This is a genomic window from Nocardioides eburneiflavus (genome assembly GCF_004785795.1).
Classification (GTDB): Bacteria; Actinomycetota; Actinomycetes; order Propionibacteriales; family Nocardioidaceae; genus Nocardioides; species Nocardioides eburneiflavus.
This window is the reverse complement of the sequence record NZ_SRRO01000001.1, coordinates 2534967-2553052: the sequence shown is the minus strand read 5'-3', so window position 1 is coordinate 2553052 and position 18086 is coordinate 2534967. Positions and strand designations below refer to the sequence as shown.

General features: G+C 73.2%; 22 protein-coding genes. 9 read left to right on the top strand and 13 right to left on the bottom strand.

All coding sequences use genetic code 11. The annotated features are described in order from the left end of the window. Positions 1-100 precede the first annotated feature (100 nt). Entirely contained in the window at positions 101-649 is a 549-nt protein-coding gene (locus tag EXE59_RS11965; RefSeq protein WP_135839110.1) for a hypothetical protein, read from the bottom strand. 152 nt (positions 650-801) lie between these two features. Between EXE59_RS11965 and EXE59_RS11960 the strand changes: the two genes are divergently transcribed. The 7 genes from EXE59_RS11960 (at position 802) to EXE59_RS11930 (ending at position 7645) form a co-directional block, all read left to right on the top strand. Further along, positions 802-1629: an alpha/beta fold hydrolase gene (locus tag EXE59_RS11960; protein WP_135839109.1), complete on the top strand. Its 828-nt coding sequence runs from the start codon at positions 802-804 to the stop codon at positions 1627-1629. Between the two features lie 139 nt (positions 1630-1768). Further along, entirely contained in the window at positions 1769-3223 is a 1455-nt protein-coding gene (locus tag EXE59_RS11955; RefSeq protein WP_135839108.1) for a hypothetical protein, read from the top strand. A 165-nt stretch (positions 3224-3388) separates the two neighbouring features. Then, positions 3389-4123: a PadR family transcriptional regulator gene (locus tag EXE59_RS11950; RefSeq protein WP_135839107.1), complete on the top strand. Its 735-nt coding sequence runs from the start codon at positions 3389-3391 to the stop codon at positions 4121-4123. After that, positions 4120-4575 carry a DUF1707 SHOCT-like domain-containing protein gene (locus EXE59_RS11945; protein ID WP_135839106.1) on the top strand — a complete coding sequence of 152 codons (456 nt, stop codon included), beginning with the start codon at positions 4120-4122 and terminating at the stop codon, positions 4573-4575. Before EXE59_RS11950 ends, EXE59_RS11945 begins: the two co-directional genes overlap by 4 nt. A gap of 69 nt (positions 4576-4644) precedes the next feature. Beyond that, the gene (locus tag EXE59_RS11940) at positions 4645-5184 is read left to right on the top strand and encodes a hypothetical protein (protein WP_135839105.1); all 540 of its coding nucleotides are present in this window, start codon (positions 4645-4647) and stop codon (positions 5182-5184) included. Between the two features lie 62 nt (positions 5185-5246). Then, positions 5247-5960 carry a YcnI family copper-binding membrane protein gene (locus EXE59_RS11935; protein WP_135839104.1) on the top strand — a complete coding sequence of 238 codons (714 nt, stop codon included), beginning with the start codon at positions 5247-5249 and terminating at the stop codon, positions 5958-5960. A 53-nt stretch (positions 5961-6013) separates the two neighbouring features. Further along, the gene (locus EXE59_RS11930) at positions 6014-7645 is read left to right on the top strand and encodes a copper resistance CopC/CopD family protein (RefSeq protein ID WP_135839103.1); all 1632 of its coding nucleotides are present in this window, start codon (positions 6014-6016) and stop codon (positions 7643-7645) included. Here EXE59_RS11930 and EXE59_RS11925 read toward each other — a convergent pair. Further along, on the bottom strand, positions 7623-8462 hold the full coding sequence (locus EXE59_RS11925; RefSeq protein ID WP_135839102.1) for a hypothetical protein: 840 nt from the start codon (positions 8460-8462) through the stop codon (positions 7623-7625). The two genes, EXE59_RS11930 and EXE59_RS11925, sit on opposite strands and share 23 nt — an antisense overlap. A gap of 21 nt (positions 8463-8483) precedes the next feature. Further along, positions 8484-9308: a universal stress protein gene (locus EXE59_RS11920; RefSeq protein WP_135839101.1), complete on the bottom strand. Its 825-nt coding sequence runs from the start codon at positions 9306-9308 to the stop codon at positions 8484-8486. 107 nt (positions 9309-9415) lie between these two features. Here EXE59_RS11920 and EXE59_RS11915 point away from each other — a divergent pair, with 107 nt between their 5' ends. Then, positions 9416-9853 carry a pyridoxamine 5'-phosphate oxidase family protein gene (locus EXE59_RS11915; RefSeq protein ID WP_135839100.1) on the top strand — a complete coding sequence of 146 codons (438 nt, stop codon included), beginning with the start codon at positions 9416-9418 and terminating at the stop codon, positions 9851-9853. Between the two features lie 14 nt (positions 9854-9867). Here EXE59_RS11915 and EXE59_RS11910 read toward each other — a convergent pair whose 3' ends face one another. From EXE59_RS11910 to EXE59_RS11895, 4 genes are all read right to left on the bottom strand, one after another. Beyond that, complete coding sequence (locus EXE59_RS11910; RefSeq protein WP_246056734.1) at positions 9868-10563, bottom strand: DUF305 domain-containing protein; 696 nt, start codon at positions 10561-10563, stop codon at positions 9868-9870. 97 nt (positions 10564-10660) lie between these two features. After that, positions 10661-11068: a four-helix bundle copper-binding protein gene (locus EXE59_RS11905; protein ID WP_135839099.1), complete on the bottom strand. Its 408-nt coding sequence runs from the start codon at positions 11066-11068 to the stop codon at positions 10661-10663. An 84-nt stretch (positions 11069-11152) separates the two neighbouring features. Next, on the bottom strand, positions 11153-11629 hold the full coding sequence (locus EXE59_RS11900) for a hypothetical protein (RefSeq protein WP_135839098.1): 477 nt from the start codon (positions 11627-11629) through the stop codon (positions 11153-11155). A 58-nt stretch (positions 11630-11687) separates the two neighbouring features. After that, positions 11688-12860: an acyl-CoA dehydrogenase family protein gene (locus tag EXE59_RS11895; RefSeq protein ID WP_135839097.1), complete on the bottom strand. Its 1173-nt coding sequence runs from the start codon at positions 12858-12860 to the stop codon at positions 11688-11690. A gap of 55 nt (positions 12861-12915) precedes the next feature. Here EXE59_RS11895 and EXE59_RS11890 point away from each other — a divergent pair, with 55 nt between their 5' ends. Then, a complete protein-coding gene (locus tag EXE59_RS11890; protein ID WP_135839096.1) occupies positions 12916-13359 on the top strand; it encodes a CoA-binding protein in 444 nt (147 codons plus the stop codon). A gap of 16 nt (positions 13360-13375) precedes the next feature. Here EXE59_RS11890 and EXE59_RS11885 read toward each other — a convergent pair whose 3' ends face one another. From EXE59_RS11885 to EXE59_RS11860, 6 genes are read right to left on the bottom strand one after another with little or no spacing between them, the layout of a single operon-like run. After that, the gene (locus EXE59_RS11885) at positions 13376-13978 is read right to left on the bottom strand and encodes a GTP cyclohydrolase II (protein WP_135839095.1); all 603 of its coding nucleotides are present in this window, start codon (positions 13976-13978) and stop codon (positions 13376-13378) included. After that, positions 13975-14667: a RibD family protein gene (locus EXE59_RS11880; RefSeq protein ID WP_135839094.1), complete on the bottom strand. Its 693-nt coding sequence runs from the start codon at positions 14665-14667 to the stop codon at positions 13975-13977. The genes EXE59_RS11885 and EXE59_RS11880 overlap by 4 nt, the downstream gene beginning before the upstream one ends. After that, positions 14660-15577 carry a lysylphosphatidylglycerol synthase domain-containing protein gene (locus tag EXE59_RS11875; RefSeq protein ID WP_135839093.1) on the bottom strand — a complete coding sequence of 306 codons (918 nt, stop codon included), beginning with the start codon at positions 15575-15577 and terminating at the stop codon, positions 14660-14662. Before EXE59_RS11875 ends, EXE59_RS11880 begins: the two co-directional genes overlap by 8 nt. Continuing rightward, positions 15574-16629, bottom strand: coding sequence for a glycosyltransferase family 4 protein (locus EXE59_RS11870; RefSeq protein ID WP_135839092.1), 1056 nt, complete (start codon positions 16627-16629; stop codon positions 15574-15576). The genes EXE59_RS11875 and EXE59_RS11870 overlap by 4 nt, the downstream gene beginning before the upstream one ends. Then, the gene (locus tag EXE59_RS11865; protein ID WP_135839091.1) at positions 16629-17039 is read right to left on the bottom strand and encodes a 6-pyruvoyl trahydropterin synthase family protein; all 411 of its coding nucleotides are present in this window, start codon (positions 17037-17039) and stop codon (positions 16629-16631) included. Before EXE59_RS11865 ends, EXE59_RS11870 begins: the two co-directional genes overlap by 1 nt. Continuing rightward, positions 17027-18073, bottom strand: coding sequence for a zinc-dependent alcohol dehydrogenase (locus tag EXE59_RS11860; protein ID WP_135839090.1), 1047 nt, complete (start codon positions 18071-18073; stop codon positions 17027-17029). The genes EXE59_RS11865 and EXE59_RS11860 overlap by 13 nt, the downstream gene beginning before the upstream one ends. Positions 18074-18086 lie beyond the last annotated feature (13 nt).

Below are 18086 nucleotides of genomic sequence, written 5' to 3'. Positions count from 1 at the left end.
TGCTGGCAGCGGGGTGGCGCTGCGAAGCGCCCAGACGGGGCGTGTCCCCAAAGCGCTGCACAGCGCCGCGAGTCGGCGTCCAACAAGCCGAGCGTGGCCGTTAAGGCGATGCAGGAACTGCATCCCAGGTTCGCAGCGTTAGCCAACCCACCAGCATCCAAGCGAGTCCCACGCATACGAGGGGGATCTCGAGGAGTCGCTCGTCGATCTCGGCCAGGGCGCCTCCCACTGCAAGGGCTGGCAGTGTTCCGACGCCGAGCCAGAACGTTAATGCGGCCGGTGCTCGGCCGCTTCTCGGGAGTGTCAGCTGCCCTAGCAGCAATGCCAGGGACGCCGCGGCGATCGACTCGTCCCAGGCTAGGTCGAGGAGTTCGCTCACCAATGCCACCAGTCCGGCAGCGACTGCCAGCCAAGCCAAGCAGACGACGATGGTCCGACGGACGCTCCGGGACGTGAGGAGGGCAACGCCCACGAGACTCAGGCCGAACAGCGGAAGCGCGAGTTCGAGCACCACCGGCGGCTGCTCATCCACAGCGAGTATCGCTATGCCCTTAACGACCCAAGCAAGCCCACCTACCACTCCGGCCGCTCCGCCAATCCGGACCAGCCGTGCCGTGCCGCCGGTTCGAAGGGCTGCAATTTGGGCCATGGGCTCAAGGATGCGCTGGCAGCGTCCCTAGCGCGAGTGATGGTCCGCCGGGCCTTGGCGGGACAGACGGGCGGACAGTCATTTCGCCGCGAGCCGGGCGATGGTCGTCGCCGGGTCTGAGCGCGGGGGTTGTCGCGGACTAGCCTGCGTCTATGCCACTCGTAGAGGCCGGCGGCATCGAGTTGGAGGTCCACGACGCGGGAACAGGAGATCCCGTCGTCCTGGTTCAGACGGCGCTGACCGCCGACGAGCTGGCACCGTTGGCCGAACGACTGGTTGCGCGTGGTGCGTACCGCGCGATCGTCTACCACCGACGTGGCTACACGAGTAGCAGCCCGGTCCAAGGACCCGGGTCGGTCATCCGCGATGCCGTCGACTGCCGAAATCTCATCCATGCTCTGGGTTTGCGCAAGGTCCACGTCGTCGGCTACTCCTACAGCGGTGCCGTCGCCTTGCAGCTCGCCGCTGATGCTCCGGAGCACGTCCAGACCCTGACCTTGATCGAACCCCCTCCGGTGCACGTGCCGAGTTCGGCCGAGTTCCGGGCGGTGAACGCCAGGCTCCTGGACGTTAGGCGGGCACGCGGACCGGGCGCGGCCCTGGAGGAGTTCCTGACCCTCGTGATCGGGCCGGACTGGCGGACCGAGGTGGAGCAGCACCTGCCTGGCGCGGCCGAACAGATGCAGCGGGACACCACCACGTTCTTCGACACCGATCTGCCGGCCTTGCTGTCTTGGCGTTTCGACGTGGAGGACGCGCGCCGCATCAACTGCCCAGTGCTGCAGGTCAGCGGCAACGACAGCGGTCTCTGGTTCGCCGAAGTCCGGGACCTGGTACGCGCGTGGTTGCCCCAGACCGAAGACATCCTGCTCACCGGGGCCGATCACTCCTTGGCCTTGACGCATACCCCCCAGGTCGCGGACGCGCTCGCAGACTTCCTCGACCGCCACGCGATCCTGACTGGTCGCGGACCGGAATGAACCCTGCAAGCGACACTGCAAACGCCCGCATCCAATGGCTTGTGCCGCGTCCGGCAGGTGCGTCAATTCGCCGCCATTGTCCGCTCCCAACCTCCCGCCGAGCCATTGCCGGACGAACACATGTTCGATAGAATCAAGCATGTCTTCATCCGCCGTCGCCGGCCAGTCGCCCTCCGCGGCTGGCGAGCCCAGCGCGGAGCAGGTGCTGGGGCTGGCAGCGGCGACCCTTCGGGAACGTCGCCTCGCCGAGGTGGCAGAGATCCGCCTCGCGATCGAGTGGGCGGTCGTCAACGGGCACTCTCGCGACGATCGTGACCCGATGGTCACACCCGGCGGCGACGGGACTCCCCCACTGCGCGAGCACGCGGTGCCCGAGCTGGCGATGGTCCGCGAGACCCATCCCGCAACGACGCGGGCGCTGATCGCCGACGGGCTCGACCTGGTCCACCGGCTTCCCTCGACGTGGGCCGTCGTCGAGGCCGGTGACTGCGAGCCGTGGGTCGCCCGCAAGGTCGCCGTGCTGACCCGTTCGCTGCTCTCCGAGCACGTCGGCCGCGTGGACCGTGCGGTGGCGAAGGCCATCCGCGGGCACGCACCGTCGACCGTCCTCGAGATCGCCCGCGCAAAGGTGATCGAGGCCGACCCCGAGACCCATCGCGCCGAGCAGCAGCGCAGCCGCCACCAGCGCTACGTGTCGCTGTCCCGGTCCGACAAGTTCGGCTACCGCCACGTCATTGCGCGGGTCACGGCCGGTGACGCCGCGTGGGTCGACGCGATGGTCGACCGCGTCGCCGACATCCTCGCGACCACCATGGGCCACGACCACAACCACGACGAGCTGCGCTCCGTTGCCATGGGCTGGCTGGCCCGCCCGGCCGACGTGCTCGCGCTCCTCCTCGAGCACACCCAGCCCGACGCCGAGCCCGACGCCGACGCGGGAGCCGTCCCGGCCTGGGGGCCCAGCCACCTCGCCGACACCGTCGACCGGCTGGCGTCGATGCCAGCGAGCCGCCTCGCGTCGCTGCGGGGCCGCGGCCGTCTCTTCGTCCACCTGACCGACGATGCGTTGCGCACCGGCGACGGCGTCGCCCGCGTCGAGGGCGTCGGCCCGATCGACGTCGCCCAGCTCCACGAGGTCCTCGGCCACGCGGACGTCACGGTCCTGCCCGTCCTCGACCTGCGGATGCGCCGCCGCGTCGACGCCTACGAGCACCCCGAGGTGGTCAAGGACCACGTCTGGCTGCAGACGGGCGGCGACTGCTTCCCGTTCACCCCGCGCTCGGCCAACCGCGACGGCGTCGACTTCGACCACGCCGTCCCCTACGACGACACCGGCCCACCGGGGCAGACCGGCCCCCACAACTCCGGCCCGCTGCGCCGGCGCCACCACCGCACCAAGACCCACGGCGGATACACCACCCGCGTCGTCGGTCCCGGGCGCCATCTCTGGCGCACCCCGCACGGCCGCGCGTTCCTCGTCGACCACACCGGCACCACCCGGCTGCCCGCCGCCCAGGCAGCAGCCATGCTCATCGCCATCGACGACGGAGTCGAGCTCTACTTCACGGCACCAGTCGCCTACGGAGCCTCCTAGCCCGCGGCACGGGCGGCGCGGCGGTGCTGTCGTGCGTACGTCCGCCTGGCCCTTGTCCGCGCCCTCCACGCGGCGTACGCTCACGATATATCGCGATAGGTCACCGATAGGTCTGCGATACATCACGAGCATTCAGCATCCAGCACGATCCGAGGGAGCACCACCATGGGACACCACTGGCCCGGAGCCGACTGGCCCGGCAACGACGACGACAGCACCGAGCGCGGCGAGCGCGACTACCGCCGCCCGAGCGGCAACCCCGACTGGAGCGGCTGGAGCCAGGCGTTCTCGACCGGCGGCAGCGCCCGCGGCCGACGGGCGGGAGGGCCCCCGCCGTGGCTCGGCGAGATCTTCGGCTTCGCCACCGCCCCCCAGCGGCCACAGCAGCGCGGGGCGCGGGTGCGCCGCGGAGACGTACGCACCGCGATCATCGACGTGCTGCACCGGGCCCGGCAGGCCGACGAGCCGATCAACGGCTACCAGGTGATCCAGGAGATCGCCGAGCTCAGCCACGGCGAGTGGCGGCCCTCCCCCGGCTCCGTCTATCCCACGATCCAGCAACTGCAGGACGAGGGCCTCGTGGAGTCCGACGACGAGCGCGGCCGTCGCACGATCCGGCTGACGGACTCGGGCGTCGCGTGGGCCGAGGGCAACACCGACGAGCTCGCGGCCGTGTGGGCGCCCTTCACCCCCACCGAGCAGCCGGTGGCCGACCAGCCGTCCGGCCACGCCGACATCAAGAGCGAGATCGGGCAGGTCGTCAGCGCGGTCTGGCAGCTCGCGACCCAGGGCTCGGACCAGCAGAAGAAGGCCGCCCTCGACGTGCTCGTCGACACCCGGCGCCGGCTCTACGGCATCCTCGCGGACGGGCGGGACGGCGGACGGGACGGGGTGCGATGAGCCAGCCCGATCCCCGCCTGCGCATCGCCGACAGCGACCGCGAGCGCGCGATGGCGGACCTGGCGATGCACTACGCCGACGGGCGCCTCGACCACGAGGAGTACGACGAGCGGCTCGACGCCATCTGGACCGCCCGCACCCGCGCCGACCTCGCGCTGCTCTTCAACGACCTGCCCCGGATGCAGGCACCGCAGCCGAGCCGCGCGCCGGCGCGCACGCGGCGACCGGCGGGCTCCCGCTTCCGGCCGCCGCTCCTGCCGGTCATCGCCGTGCTGGTCGTGCTGAGCGTGCTCACCGAGGTGCCGTTCTGGCTGTTGGTCTTCCCGCTGCTCTGGTTCCGCATGCGACGGCACGGGGCGGCCTCTCCACACCGGCCACACCAGCCGCACCAGCCGCACCAGGCGCACTCCCACGGCCGCGCCGACTACCGACGCCGCACGAACGGCTGGTAGCCCGACCGCAGGACACAGGACGGAGCGCCCCCCGGCACGCGTCGCGCCCGGGTCTGGGACCATGACCGGGTGAGCTGGGAGGCGGGGGTGGTGCGCGGGCACGCGCCGTACGCCCTCGCCCGCTCCGCCACGGCGACCGCCGTCGCGGTGGCAGGTGCCGCCGGGGCGCACACGTGGGCCGGTGGCGACGTCCCGACCGGCCCGGGGCTGCTCCTCGTCGCCGCCGTCGTCCTCGCTGGCAGCGTGCTGGTCTTCCGCCGTGACGTGCCGGCGTGGGCCCTGCTGCCGCTCGTCGCGGCTGCCCAGCTCGGCGTGCACGAGTCCTTCGGCCTCGTCGCGACCCACGACCACGGCACCACGGCCCAGCCCGGAGCGGGCTGGACGGGGCAGATGGTCGCGGCGCACGCGTTCGTCACGCTGCTCACCGCCGCGCTGTGGTGGGCGGGTCGTCGCGCGGGGACGTACGCAGTCGCGCTGCACGCGCGGCCCGCGCCGCCCGTCCTGGCCGAGGCTCCCGCGATGCCGGCCGGGGACCACCGGCACCCCTCGCTCGTCCACCTGCTCGTCTCTCCGCGACGCGGTCCGCCCCTGACGGTCCTGCCGACCTGAGCCCGGTCCGGGCTCGGGTGGCGCACGCGACCCCAGACCGCACCACCATCCTCAGGAGAGACATGTCCATCCGTACGATCGCGCGCCTCGGCGCGCTCCCGGCCGCCACCGCGGCCATCGCCCTCTCGCTCGCCGCACCCGCGGCCGCGCACGTGACCGCGACCCCGTCGACCGCCGCCGCCGGCGCCTACACGGTCGTCACGTTCAGCGTGGGCCACGGCTGCGAGGGCTCGCCGACCACGAGCATCGAGATCCAGGTGCCCGAGTCGGTGCTCGCGGTGACCCCGACCCGCAACCCCTACTACGAGGTCGAGAAGACCATGGTCGACCTCGACGAGCCGGTGGCCGACGCACACGGCAACGAGGTGACCGAGCGCGTCGGCTCGATCGTCTACACCGCCGACACCCCGCTCCCCGAGGGCCAGCGCGACACCTTCGAGCTGTCGTTCCAGCTGCCCGACGCGGAGGGCGAGATGCTGACCTTCCCGACGGTCCAGACCTGCCAGGAGGGCGAGACCGGCTGGGTCGAGGTCCCGGCCGAGGGCCAGGACGCCGACGAGCTCGACAATCCGGCCCCCGGGTTCGAGATCCTCCCGGCCGCCGGTGACGACGCGCACGGCGCCGGCGATCAGAGCAGCGACGACGCGGGCGATCCTGCCGAGGCTGGCACGCCGGACGCAGGCTCCTCCGCGCTCGGCTGGGCCGGCCTGCTCGCCGGGCTGCTGGGCCTCGCCGCCGGCGGGGTCGCCCTGGCCCGGACGCGCACGTCGGCGTGATCCCGCACGCGCGACCGGCACCGCGCCCCCGGGCCCCTCACTGGTGGGGCCCGGTGTCCGCGGCGCTGGTCGCGCTCGCACTCGTCGTGCTCGGCGGCTCACCGGCCGCGGCCCACGCCGAGCTGGTCGAGACCGATCCCGCCGAGGGCGCGGTCGTCGGGACGGCCCCCGAGACCGTCACCCTGACCTTCAACGAGCCGGTGCGCCTGACCTCGCAGGAGATCGCCGTCTACGACGCCGCGGGTGACCCCGTCGCGTCGACCGCCGGCGCCACTGGCGCCGAGGTGACCGTCGGGCTCACCGACGCGGCCGGGCTCGAGGACGGCACCTACGTCGTGTCGTGGAACGTGCTCTCGGGCGACGGTCACCCGATCTCGGGTGCGCTGACCTTCTCGGTCGGCGCCCCCAGCGCCGACGTCGCGGCCCCGCCGGAGCCGGAGTCCTCGTCGGCCGTGGTCACGGTGGTGCGCGACGTGGTCACCGTCGCCGCGCTCGTCGGCCTGCTCGTCGCCGCGGGCCTCGCACTCTTCACCGCGCTGGTCCTTCCCCGCTCGTGGGCGGGCACCGATGTCCGGCGCCGGCTCCGGCGCCTGCTGACGGTGGCCGCCGGGGTGGGCGCCGCGGGTGCGGTCCTGCAGGTGCCGATCGCCTCCGTCTACGGCCAGGGCCTCGAGCTCGGCGACCTCGTCGCCGCCTTCGACCCCGGGCTCGTCACCAACGAGCTGGTGAGCGCCGCCCTGGTGCTGGTCGGGCTCGCCCTCGCGGTCCGGTCGTCGGCCGACACAGCCCCGGACCGCACCGCGGGCCGGCTGCTCGTCGCCGGAGCCGGGCTCGCGCTGGCGGGCCCCTCGCTCGTCGGCCACACCCGCGCGTTCGCGCCGTCCCCGCTGCTGGTCGCCGCCGACGTGCTGCACCTCGTGGCCGGCGCGGTGTGGCTCGGCGGCCTGGTCGGGCTGGCGCTCTCGCTGCGTGCTCTCGCCGGGCGCGAGGCGCTGGCGGCGCGGGCGCTCGCCCGCTTCTCGACGATCGCGGGCGGCGTGCTGCTGGCGGTCGCGGTGACCGGCACGTTCCTCGGCTGGCGGATCCTCGGCTCGTGGGGCGGGCTCGTGGGGACGGCGTACGGCTGGCTGCTGCTGGGCAAGGTCGCGATCGCGCTGGTCGTCGCGAGCCTCGGGGGCTGGAACCGCTGGCGCACCCTGCCGGCCGTCGAGGCGGCCGTCGGGTTCGGCGACCGCGAGCGCGCTGCCGCGGCGGTGACCCGTACGGTCCGCGTCGAGGCCGTGCTGCTCGTGGTGCTGCTCGGCGTGACGGGTGTCCTGGTCAACCAGTCGCCGCGCCCCGCCCCGGTGACCCCCGTTCCGGGCGCCACGGGGGTCGGCGCCGCCACCGCGGGCGACCTGCGGGTGCTGGCGGTCATGGACCCGCGCCGTACGGGCACCAACACCCTGCTCGTGCAGGTGCAGGACGCGACCGGCGAGCCGTACGACCCGCCCGTGCACCCCGTCGTCGAGCTGCGCACCGACGGCCTCGACATCGGCACGGTGACGGTGGTCCCGATCGCGGAGGGGACCTATCGCGGGGAGGTGGTGGTGCCGCGCGCGGGCGTGTGGGAGGTGCAGGTCGGCATCCCGCTGAGCCGCTTCGAGAACCCGGTGACGACGGTCAGGCTGACGGTGCGACCGTGAGCTCGACCGGCACGGTGTGCAGGAAGCCGTCGACGCGGGTCTGCACGAACAGGCGGTAGTCGCCGGGGTCGGGGATCTCGGCGTGGAAGGTGAGCTCGGAGCCGTCCTCGGTGACCTCGGGCGCGCCGAGCGGGTGCAGGTGCACCATCGCGCCGGTCTCGCGGTGGAAGCCGGTGACGTGGGCCCAGGTGCCGAGGTAGGTGCCGAGGCTGACGGGCTCGCCGGCGGCGTCGCGCACCACGAGGCGCAGCTCGCCGTTGGCCCCGGTGGTCGGTGCCTCGGAGACCGTCACGCTCACCGCGCGGTCCTCGGCTGCGGTGTCGCCCGGGTCGCCCGGTGGCAGTGCGAGGGGGCGGCCGAGCACCACGTGGTCGCCGTTGCCGCCCTCGTCGACGGCGATGAACTCCGTCACGACGCGGTAGCCGCCGGCGTCGGGCACGTCGAAGGTCGCGGTCCACGTGCCGTCGTCGTCGCGGGTGGGGTGCAGGTGCCGGAAGACCGTGAGGTCGTCGTTGACGACGTAGAGGTGCAGCTCCTTGGTGAGCTCCTCGACGTAGTCGGTCACCGGCTCGCCGTCGAAGTCGTCGATCCGGAACCGGAGCTCTCCGGTGCCGTCCGGCTGCTCGCGGACCTGGAGGCCGGCCAGCGAGTAGCCGACCTCGCTCACGCGGGTGCCGTCACCGACGGCGAGGGACGTGTGGCCCTGGCCGGGGGCGTGGGTGTGGTCGGCCTCGACCTGGCCGTCGTCGGAGCTGCAGCCCGCCAGGAGGGCGGCCGCCGCCACGACGGACGCCGGACCGGCCACGGATCGGATCACGCCGCCAGTATGCCGACCGGTTCAGCGCACCACGACGACCGGGCACTCCGCGCGCTGCAGCACGCCCTGGCTGACCGAGCCGAGCAGCAGGCCGCCGAAGAACCCGAGCCCGTGCGAGCCCACCACCAGCAGGGAGGCACTGCGCGAGGCGTCGGCCAGGCAGCGCACGGGCGCGACGGGCACGGCCTCCTGCTCGAGCTCGACGTCGGGGTGGTCGGTGCGGACACCGGCGACGCTCTCGGCGAGCAGGAGCTGCCGGTGCGGCAACGAGTCGATCACCCGGGGCTCGCTGCTCCAGACGTCGGTGGACGGGGCGTGCTCGTCCCACGCGTGGATCGCGGTCACCGCCTCACCCGTCCGCTCGGCGCGCCGGCAGGCGTGCTCGAGCGCCTGCGAGCTGGCCTCCGAGCCGTCAATGCCCACCACGATGCGTCGCGAGCCCTCGGTGTGCGTGGGGCGTACGACCGCGACCGGGCAGGTGGCGTGCCGGGCCAGGTGCTGGCTCACCGAGCCGATCAGGAGGTCCTCGGCCCGCCCGTGGCCGCGGCTCCCGACGACCACCGTCGATGCGGACTCCGAGGCTCGCAGCAGCTCCTCCATCACGTGGCCGACGCGGGTCTCGAGGACCACGTCGGGCACCGCGTCGGACACGGCGGCGCCGGCACCGGCCAGGACCTCCTCGCCGTGGTGGGCGACGGCCAGGCCCCACGGCGAGGTGACGACGTCGTCGACCACCACGACGTGGAGTCCTGTCCCCGTGGCGCGGGCCTCCTCGGCGGCCCAGCGGAGGGCGAGCTCGGCGTCGGGCGAGCCGTCGTACGCGACGAGGATCGGTCTGGTCTCCATGCCTCCAGCGTCGTCGCGGCGCCCCGCTCCGGACAGGTGACTTGGACCCTTGCCGGAGGGGCCCAACGGCCCTGCCCGCGAGCAGCCGGACGCCGTACGTTCCTGGCATGGACGAGCCGATCACGCAGCTGGGCACCGAGGAGTGCTGGGAGTTCCTGCGCCGCCGCGAGTTCGGCAGGCTGGCGCACCACTTGGCCGACGAGGTGCACATCGCCCCGGTCAACTACGCCGTCGACCACGACCCCGCGACCGACCGGCGCACGCTGCTGTTCCGCACCGCCGAGGGGTCCAAGCTGCTCGGGGTGGTGATGAACCCCGACGTGGCGTTCGAGGTCGACGAGATCGTCGAGGAGCACGCGACCAGCGTGGTCCTGCGCGGCCGCGCCCGCCGGCTGGAGGAGGACGAGGAGCACCGCGCCGAGAACGTCCCGCTCCGGCCCTGGGTCGCGACGGAGAAGTGGAACGTCGTGGAGATCGACGTCACCGAGATCAGTGGCCGCCGGTTCGAGCTGACCCGGCCCTGGCAGCACATGATCCCGGACTGACCGGCAAAGGTCTCTCAGTCCTGTCCGTGGCCGAGGAACGGAAACGAGAAGAGCGCACGGAGCAGCACGTTCTCCTTCCCCGATCCGTCCACGTCACCGGTCGCGGTGCCCTCGAAGTCCGGGACCGGCCGCTGCTCGGCCTCCTCCTGCGTCGTGGCCGGACCGTTCTCCTCGATGTCCTGGACCAACCAGTCCATCTCCTTGATCTCCTTGCGCTGCGCCGCCGTGATGCCGGCGGCCAGCTCACGCACGCGGACGTCCTCGATGCCGGCTCTCTCGCTCGTGAGGATGGCGATCGAGTGGTGCGGGATCATCGCGTCCATGTAGCTCTCGTCGTCGACGAGCGCCTGTGAGCGGGACAGGTAGAGCGCGGTGCCGCCCAGCACGAGCGCGCCCACCACGATGCCGACGTTGACGGCGCGGTTGCGGTACATCATCCCCCACATGAACGCCAGCATCACGAGGGCCATCGCTGCCCCCATGAGCAACGCCATGTAGACGCGCTCCTCGCTGAAACGAACATGGTCGACGCTGAAGGCGTTGGTGTAGGTGAGGGCGAACATCACAATGGTGGACGTGGCGATCATCAGGCCGAAGCGCACGTACATCTTCGCCTCGTGCCGACCGTCGTGGTCCTGGTTGCTGCCGCCGGAGCCGTTGTCCCCGTGCTGGGGGTCGGGGTGGGGGTCGTCCTGTCTGCGGTGAGTCATGATCGTCAGTCCTTCGAGTGTGTGGGCCGTGCGGTCGCGCACGGCGGTCCGGGTGACCGACCCCGTAGGACCGGTCACCCGTCGGTGAGGTCGGCTCTCAGCCGATGGCAGCCAGGACGCGGTTGCAGGCGTCGTCGCAGCGACGGCACGCCTCGGCGCAGATGCGGCAGTGCTCGTGCATCTGGGCGTGCTGCTCGCACTCCTCGGCGCACGACGCGCACGCCTGGGCGCAGGCCTGGAGCACCGCGCGCGTAGTGCTCGCGTTGTAGCCGGTCTGGCGAGACAGCACGCGACCGGTGGTCTCGCAGATGTCGGCGCAGTCCAGGTCGGTGCGGATGCACGTCGTGAGCTCGGCGACCATCTCCTCGCCCAGGCACGCGTCCGCGCACGCAGTGCACGCCTGTGCGCACTCCACGCACGCTGCGACGCACCCTGCGAGCAGGTCGCGGTCGATGGTGCTCTGGGTGGGGTGGGTCTTCATCATCTCGGTGGTCGTGGTGGACATCGTGTTCTCTCCGTCTCATGAGGTGGGGACGTGCGGTGCGTCTGCCGCGCAGCGAACTGGTCGCGGACGCAGCGGGCGCACTCATCAGGTCCGGATCACCGGGGAGAAGCGGGGAGGCGTGAGTCGTGGAGGGCCTCGCCGTGCGCAGGCGAGCCAGGAGGCAGGTTGGACCAGTCGCGGCGACAGGGCAGCCGTCGCACGTACCGAGGAGGGCCGCCAGCCGCGGCGATGCAGCAACAGCGCGCCGGCGACCAAGATGGCCAGGCAGGCACCGACCAGGTGCAGCACGTGCGCGGCGTCGGCTTCGCCGCCAGCGTCATGACCGGACCCGGAGCGCTGGACGTCGCCGATGGATCGCGGCGCGTCTGCGGAAGCAGCCCTACGGTCGAGGTCGGCCGATGCGCCAGCGTGGGACGTGCCGGCCGCGGAGGCCGACACGCCGACGTGGCGGGCGAAGACGTCATCGCTGGAGGCACCCATCAGCACGAACAGGGCGGCCATCACGCACGCGACCACCCAGCCCTGGGCTGGCTTCAAGAGCAGGCTCTCGTGCGTACGCATCAGTGGCCCCGTACCCCGATGCGACTCTGCCATGCCGCAGCACGGGAACCACCGCAGGTCAGAGCTGCGACTGCACCCCGGCGAGCAGCTGCCGTGCCATCACGATCCGCTGGACCTGGTTGGTGCCCTCGTAGATCTGGGTGATCTTGGCGTCTCGCATCATCCGCTCGACCGGGTAGTCGCGGGTGAAGCCGTAGCCGCCGAGCACCTGCACGGCGTTGACGGTCACCTCCATGGCGACGTCGGAGGCGAAGCACTTCGCGGCGGCACCGAAGAAGGTGAGGTCGTCGTCGCCGCGCTCGGAGCGGCCGGCGGCGGCGTACGTCATCTGCCGGGCGGCCTCGATCTTCATCCCCATGTCGGCGAGCATGAACTGGAGGCCCTGGAAGTCGGCGATCGACCTGCCGAACTGCTGGCGCTCCTTGGCGTAGTCGAGGGCGTAGTCGAGCGCACCCTGCGCGACGCCGACCGCCTGGGCGGCGATCGTGACGCGGGTGTGGTCGAGGGTCTTCATCGCGGTGGTGAAGCCGGTGCCCTCCTCGCCGATCATCCGGCTCGCGGGGATCCGGACCTTGTCGAGGTAGACCTCGCGGGTCGGGCTGCCCTTGATGCCGAGCTTCTTCTCCGGGGCGCCGAAGGAGACCCCCTCGTCGGACTTCTCCACCACGAAGGCCGAGATGCCGCCGCGGGTCTTCTTCTCGGCGTCGGTGACGGCCATGACGGTGTAGAACTCCGACTCGCCAGCGTTGGTGATCCAGCGCTTGACGCCGTCGAGCACCCACTCGTCGCCGTCGCGGACGGCACGGGTCTTCATGCCGCCCGCGTCGGAGCCGGCGTCGGGCTCGGAGAGGCAGTAGGAGAAGCCACCCTCACCCTTGGCGAGCCGCGTGAGGTAGGTCTGCTTGAGCTCCTCCGAGCCCGCGATCTGCACCGGCAGCGAGCCCAGCTTGTTGACCGCCGGGATCAGCGAGGACGACACGCAGGCACGGGCGACCTCCTCGATCACCAGCACCGTGGCGAGCGCGTCGGCGCCGGCACCGCCGTACTCCTCGGGCACGTGCGGGGCGTGGAAGTCGGACGCGAGCAGCGCCTGCGCGGCCTCGTGCGGGTAGCGGGCCTCCTCGTCCACGGCAGCGGCGTACGGCGCGATCTTGGCGTCGGCGACCGCTCGGACCGCCTCGCGGACGGCCTGGTGCTCCTCGGACAGGGCGTACAGGGGGAACTCGCTCATGGCCCCGGATTCTAGGACGTCCAAGCTTTGTGGTGCAGCCGTCTACGGTGTGGTCATGACCACTCCGCCGAGCCACGACTGGCAGGACCCCGGCACCGTCGAGCGCATGCTGGACGATCTGGGGACGTGGGCCGTGGTGGGCCTGTCCGGCGACCCCGGCCGGACGGCGTACTCGATCGCGTCCCTGCTCCGGTCGCGCGGCAAGCGCATCGTCCCGATCCACCCCGTCTTCGCCGACCCGGGCGCCGCTGCGGTGCTCGGCGAGCAGGGTTACGCGACCCTCGCCGACGTGCCGTTCGACGTCGACGTCGTCGACGTGTTCCGCCGCTCCGAGGCGGCCGGGGAGTTCGCCGACCAGGCGGTCGCGATCGGCGCCAAGGGCGTGTGGTTCCAGCTCGGCGTCGTCGACGAGGACGCGTTCGCCCGGACGACCGCCGCCGGCGTGCCGATGGTGATGGACACCTGCCCGGCCATCGAGTGGCGCCGGCGCGGGCGCTGACTCCGGGCCTCCGGGCTCATGCTCCCTCGCCGTCGAGCAGGTGTCCGTTCCACGCCTTCGCGTCGAGGTAGCGGTGGTTGGCCGATGACCGGTGGACACCGGTCGGAACCCGCGACTCCACGCGCACGCCGGCTCGCTCGAGCTGGGCGACCTTGTCCGGGTTGTTGGTGAGCAGCGCGATCGTGTCGACGCCGAGGGCGAGCAGCATCTGCGCGGCGACGCCGTAGTCGCGCTGGTCGGGCGCGAACCCGAGCGCGAGGTTGGCCTCGTAGGTGTCCAGTCCGGCGTCCTGCAGCGTGTAGGCGTCCAGCTTGTTGTAGAGGCCGATGCCCCGGCCCTCCTGGCGCAGGTAGAGCACGTACCCGCCGCAGTGGGAGATCCTGCGGACGGCCTCGTGCAGCTGGGGGCCGCAGTCGCACCGTTGGCTGCCGAGGACGTCGCCGGTCAGGCACTCGCTGTGCACCCGCACGAGAGGTACGTCGCCCGGCTCGCCGAGCACGACCGCGACGTGCTCGCGGCCGTCGGCGAGGCCGTCGAACGCGACGACCAGTCCCTGCGTCTCGAACCCGTCGGCCAGCCGAACCGGGAGCGCCAGGGTGCTGCGGATCGTCGCCGTCATCGCCGACATCCCGAGCCGGCGAGGTCGTAGCGCATCAGCACGACGTCGCCGACCGGCCGCGCCTCGACCAGGCTCGCGCGGTGGGCGGCGTCCCACGGGAACGCGCCCGCACCGACGAACCTGCTGGCCCCGGGGTCACCCACGAAGAACGGGGCGACCACCAGGTGCAGCTCGTCGGCCAGGCCGGCGACGAGGAGCTGGGTGAGCACGCGGCCACCCCCCTCGACCATGAGCCGCGCGATGCCACGGGCGGCGAGGTCGCCGAGCACGTCGCGGAGCCCGAACGGGCTGCCGGCGTCGACCACCGTCGCGGCACCGCCGAGCCGGTCGCGGGTGCGGTCGACGACCCCGGTGTCGCAGTAGACGAGCTTGGTGCCGTCGCCGTGGCTGAAGAACCGGCCGCCCGGGTCGAGGTCGCCGCTCGCGGTGACCGTCACCTTCACCGGGTGCTCCGGGAGGCCGCCGGCGAGCCGGCGACGGCGTGCGGCGGGGTCGCGCACCAGCAGCCGTGGGTCGTCGGCGCGGACCGTCCCGGCTCCCACCAGGATCGCGTCGCAGGAGGCCCGGACCGCGTCGACCCGGGCCAGGTCCTCCTCACCCGAGAGCACCAGGCGTTCGGCCGTCCCGGCGTCGAGGTAGCCGTCGAGGGACGTGCTGCAGCTGAGCACGGTCCAGGGTCGTTCACCCACGGGCGACCTCCTCGGATAGGGCGCGGCGATCCGTGCCACGGGCGAGGAGCGCCAGCGGGACCAGCCCGGGGAGCGCGGCCACGGTCGCGATCACGCCGTACGCCACTGCGGTGGCCACGCCCGCGCCGGCCCCCAGACCGGCCGCCGCGAAGCTCCACGCAGCCGCTCCCTCGCGGGGCCCCCACCCCGCCACCCCGAGCGGAACTGCCATGGCGACCAGCACCACCAGGACCAGGGGCACGAGGGTCGCCAGCGGTGCGGTCACCCCTGCCGCTCGGGCCGCCAGCACGCCCGTGGCGACGTACGCCGACTGTGCCAGGAGGGACGTGGTGACCACCGTGGACAGCACGCGTGCGGTGCGCAGCCGTCGTACGTCGTCGCGCAGCACGTCCCACGCGCCCCGCCAGCGCCGGGAGGACGCCACGACCGTGCCGGCGGCGAGCACCGCGACGAGCAGGAACCAGCCGACCGCCGGTCGCAGGGGCGACGGCAGCAGCACCAGCAGGGTGACGAGGACCGCTACCTGGACGACCTGTCCCGCCGCGCGCTCCCACGCGACCGTCCGCAGCCCGGTGAGCCGTCGCCCTTCGGGAGCGTGGGCGAGCCCCCGGTGGACGTCGCCGGCCACACCGGTCGGCAGGGTGGCGTTGAGGAGCTGGGCGGAGTAGCAGGCGGCGACGGCCCGGCCGGTGTCGACCGGTGCGTCCAAGGCGGCCGCGACCACGCGCCAGCGCCAGGCGCTGGCGAGGGTCGCCGGGACGGCGAGGAGCGCACCGAGCAGCAACGTCGACGCATCGAGCGAACGCACGCCAGCGACGAACGGCCCGTGACCGACCTGGAGGAGGACGACACCCAGCACGGCGGCCGCGGCGGCGACGCGGACCGCAGGGCGCGACAGGAGGCTCCTCATGCGGCGGCCCCCTGGAGGACGGCCGTGACGGCGTCGGCCGTCACGTCCCAGCCGGGCAGCTCGGCCCGCCGCAGCAGGGCGGCGTCGCGGGCGTGCTCGCGCAAGCCCGGATCGGTGAGCCAGCGCCGCAGCGCCGCAGCAAGGGCCACCGGGTCGCCGGTCGGCACGAGCATCCCGGGACGACCCCCTCCCGGAGCGATGCCGAGCGCCTCCGGCACGCCCCCGACCTCCGAGGCCACGACCGGGATGCCGCGGGCGAGGGCCTCCGTCACGACCATTCCCCAGGTCTCCGCCCTCGTGGGCAGGACGAGCAGGTCTGCCGCGTCGTAGGCAGCCGCGAGCGCCTCCTCGGTCACCGGCCCCCTCAGCTCCACCCGGGCGGACAGGCCCGCCCGGGTGATCCGGCGGCCCACGTCGGCGACGAAGCCCGGGGCCCTCGCGAGCGAGCCCGCCAGGTCGCACGTCCAGTCCAGGTCGGCGGCGTCGGCCAGCGCGTCGACGAGGACGTCGTGGCCCTTCCCCGGCACCACCGACGCCACGCACAACAGGTGGTTGCCGGGCGGGCTGCCGGCCGCGACGGGAGCGGGGTCGGCCCCGGGGCTCGCCACGTGGACCCGGCCCGGGGCCAGGCCGTAGGCCGCGACGAGCCAGGCGGCGCTCCACCGGCTGGTCGCCACCACCGCGTCGGCGGCTCGCAGCACCGGGCCCTCCCGTGCGTACGCCGCCGGGTCCCCGACGCCGAGGGGCTGGTGGACCAGCACCACGACCCGCCGGTGCCCGGCGGCCGGGACCACGACGTCGGGCGCCCCGCTGGCCAGCAGTCCGTCGAGCAGCAACGTCGCCTCGGGTGGCGAGGTGTGCAGCACGTCGGCGAGGGCCGTGAGCGCGACGGTGTCCCCGTCGGGCCATCCACCGGCCACTGGCTGCCACGAGACCTGCCAGCCGCGCCGGTGGAGCTCGGTCACCAGCCGGCGGTCGTAGGTGTTGCCCCCGCTCGTCCGGGCAGGGTCGTCGACGTCGCCCGGGAGCACTGCCACGAGCCGCGGCCCCATCAGTCCTCCCCCGCGACCGGGAGCTCGCAGCCGGCCCACGCCACGTGCGACTCGTGCAGCGTCACGGAGACGGTGCTCACGTGGCCCCGCGCCCCGACCAGGGTCCCCGAGCGGATCTCGTCGACCAGCCGGCCCGCGATCCAGCCCGCCAGCACCTCGGTGGTCGTGTTGCGACCGGCGAGCTCCGGCACCTCGTCGAGGTTGCGGTAGCGGAGCGGGTCGAGCACCGTGCTCAGCACCTCGGTCACACAGCCGATGTCGACGAGGATCCCGTGCTCGTCGAGCCGCTCGCCCCGGAAGCCGGCGTCGACGGTGAAGGTGGCGCCGTGCAGTGCCTGGGCCGGCCCGAACACCTCTCCGGTCAGGCTGTGGGCGACCATCACGTGGTCGCGGACGGTCACGGCGTACACGGTTCTCCTCCACTGTCCGGGGGGTAGGTCACGAGGTGGGTCAGCGTGCGCAGCTGCCCCGACGCCAGGCGCGGCAGCACCTCGGGGAGCTCGTCGAAGGTCGAGGTGCTCGTCAGCAGCGCGTCGAACACGTCGTCGCGCAGCAGGCCGGCCGCCAGCGCCAGCCGGTCGGCGTGCGTGCGCGAGTGGCTCCGGGCGGGCGAGACGGACCCGACCTGGCTGCCGCGCAGCGTGAGGCGCTCGGAGTGGAAGACGTCGCCCAGGGCGACGGGCGTCTCGCTGTCGCCGTACCAGCTCAGCTCGACCACCGTGCCCTCGCGGCGCAGGAGCTGCAGGCCCCTGCGCAGACCGTCCGCCGTCGCGCTGGTGTGGACCACGAGGTCGAGGCCCGTGGGTGCGTCGGCAGGGCGGGCGAAGCCGACGCCCAGCCGCGCGGCCACCGCCGCGCGCTCGGGATCCACGTCGACGAGCGTCACGCTCGTCCCTGGCACCGCGGCGACCAGCCGCGCCACGCAGCACCCGAGGGCACCCGCGCCGACCACCGCGACCCGGTCCCCCACGAGCGGTGGCACGTCCCAGAGGGCGTTCACGGCCGTCTCGACGAGGCCGGTGAGCACGGCGCGACGGGGAGGTACGCCGTCGGGCACGACCGTCACGGCCCCCGCGGGGACGACGTAGGACGTCTGGTGCGGGTGCAGGCAGAACACCGTCCGCCCGACCAGTGCGTCGGGACCTCGCTCGACCGTCCCCACGCTGAGGTAGCCGTACTTCACCGGACCCGGGAAGTCGCCCTCCTGGAAGGGCGCCCGCATCACCGAGTGGGAGAGGGCGGGCACGCGGCCGTCCCACACCAGCGACTCGGTGCCACGGCTGACCGCCGACACCAGCGTGCGCACGTGGACCTCGTCCGGGCCGGGCTCTCGCAGCGCGACCGCGCGGAGCTCGCCCGTGCCGCGGCCCGAGGACCAGAAGGCGCGCGCGGTCACCGCACCCTGGGTGAACCTCGTGGCCCGGGACGTCGTTCCTGTGGTCATGCGGCCTCCTGCT

Coding starts and splice junctions, on each gene's coding strand:
- EXE59_RS11965 (WP_135839110.1), bottom strand. CDS start 649: ATGGCCCAAATTGCAGCCCTTCGAACCGGCGGCACGGCACGGCTGGTC.
- EXE59_RS11960 (WP_135839109.1), top strand. CDS start 802: ATGCCACTCGTAGAGGCCGGCGGCATCGAGTTGGAGGTCCACGACGCG.
- EXE59_RS11955 (WP_135839108.1), top strand. CDS start 1,769: ATGTCTTCATCCGCCGTCGCCGGCCAGTCGCCCTCCGCGGCTGGCGAG.
- EXE59_RS11950 (WP_135839107.1), top strand. CDS start 3,389: ATGGGACACCACTGGCCCGGAGCCGACTGGCCCGGCAACGACGACGAC.
- EXE59_RS11945 (WP_135839106.1), top strand. CDS start 4,120: ATGAGCCAGCCCGATCCCCGCCTGCGCATCGCCGACAGCGACCGCGAG.
- EXE59_RS11935 (WP_135839104.1), top strand. CDS start 5,247: ATGTCCATCCGTACGATCGCGCGCCTCGGCGCGCTCCCGGCCGCCACC.
- EXE59_RS11920 (WP_135839101.1), bottom strand. CDS start 9,308: ATGGAGACCAGACCGATCCTCGTCGCGTACGACGGCTCGCCCGACGCC.
- EXE59_RS11915 (WP_135839100.1), top strand. CDS start 9,416: ATGGACGAGCCGATCACGCAGCTGGGCACCGAGGAGTGCTGGGAGTTC.
- EXE59_RS11910 (WP_246056734.1), bottom strand. CDS start 10,563: ATGACTCACCGCAGACAGGACGACCCCCACCCCGACCCCCAGCACGGG.
- EXE59_RS11905 (WP_135839099.1), bottom strand. CDS start 11,068: ATGTCCACCACGACCACCGAGATGATGAAGACCCACCCCACCCAGAGC.
- EXE59_RS11900 (WP_135839098.1), bottom strand. CDS start 11,629: ATGCGTACGCACGAGAGCCTGCTCTTGAAGCCAGCCCAGGGCTGGGTG.
- EXE59_RS11895 (WP_135839097.1), bottom strand. CDS start 12,860: ATGAGCGAGTTCCCCCTGTACGCCCTGTCCGAGGAGCACCAGGCCGTC.
- EXE59_RS11890 (WP_135839096.1), top strand. CDS start 12,916: ATGACCACTCCGCCGAGCCACGACTGGCAGGACCCCGGCACCGTCGAG.
- EXE59_RS11885 (WP_135839095.1), bottom strand. CDS start 13,978: ATGACGGCGACGATCCGCAGCACCCTGGCGCTCCCGGTTCGGCTGGCC.
- EXE59_RS11875 (WP_135839093.1), bottom strand. CDS start 15,577: ATGAGGAGCCTCCTGTCGCGCCCTGCGGTCCGCGTCGCCGCCGCGGCC.
- EXE59_RS11870 (WP_135839092.1), bottom strand. CDS start 16,629: ATGGGGCCGCGGCTCGTGGCAGTGCTCCCGGGCGACGTCGACGACCCT.
- EXE59_RS11860 (WP_135839090.1), bottom strand. CDS start 18,073: ATGACCACAGGAACGACGTCCCGGGCCACGAGGTTCACCCAGGGTGCG.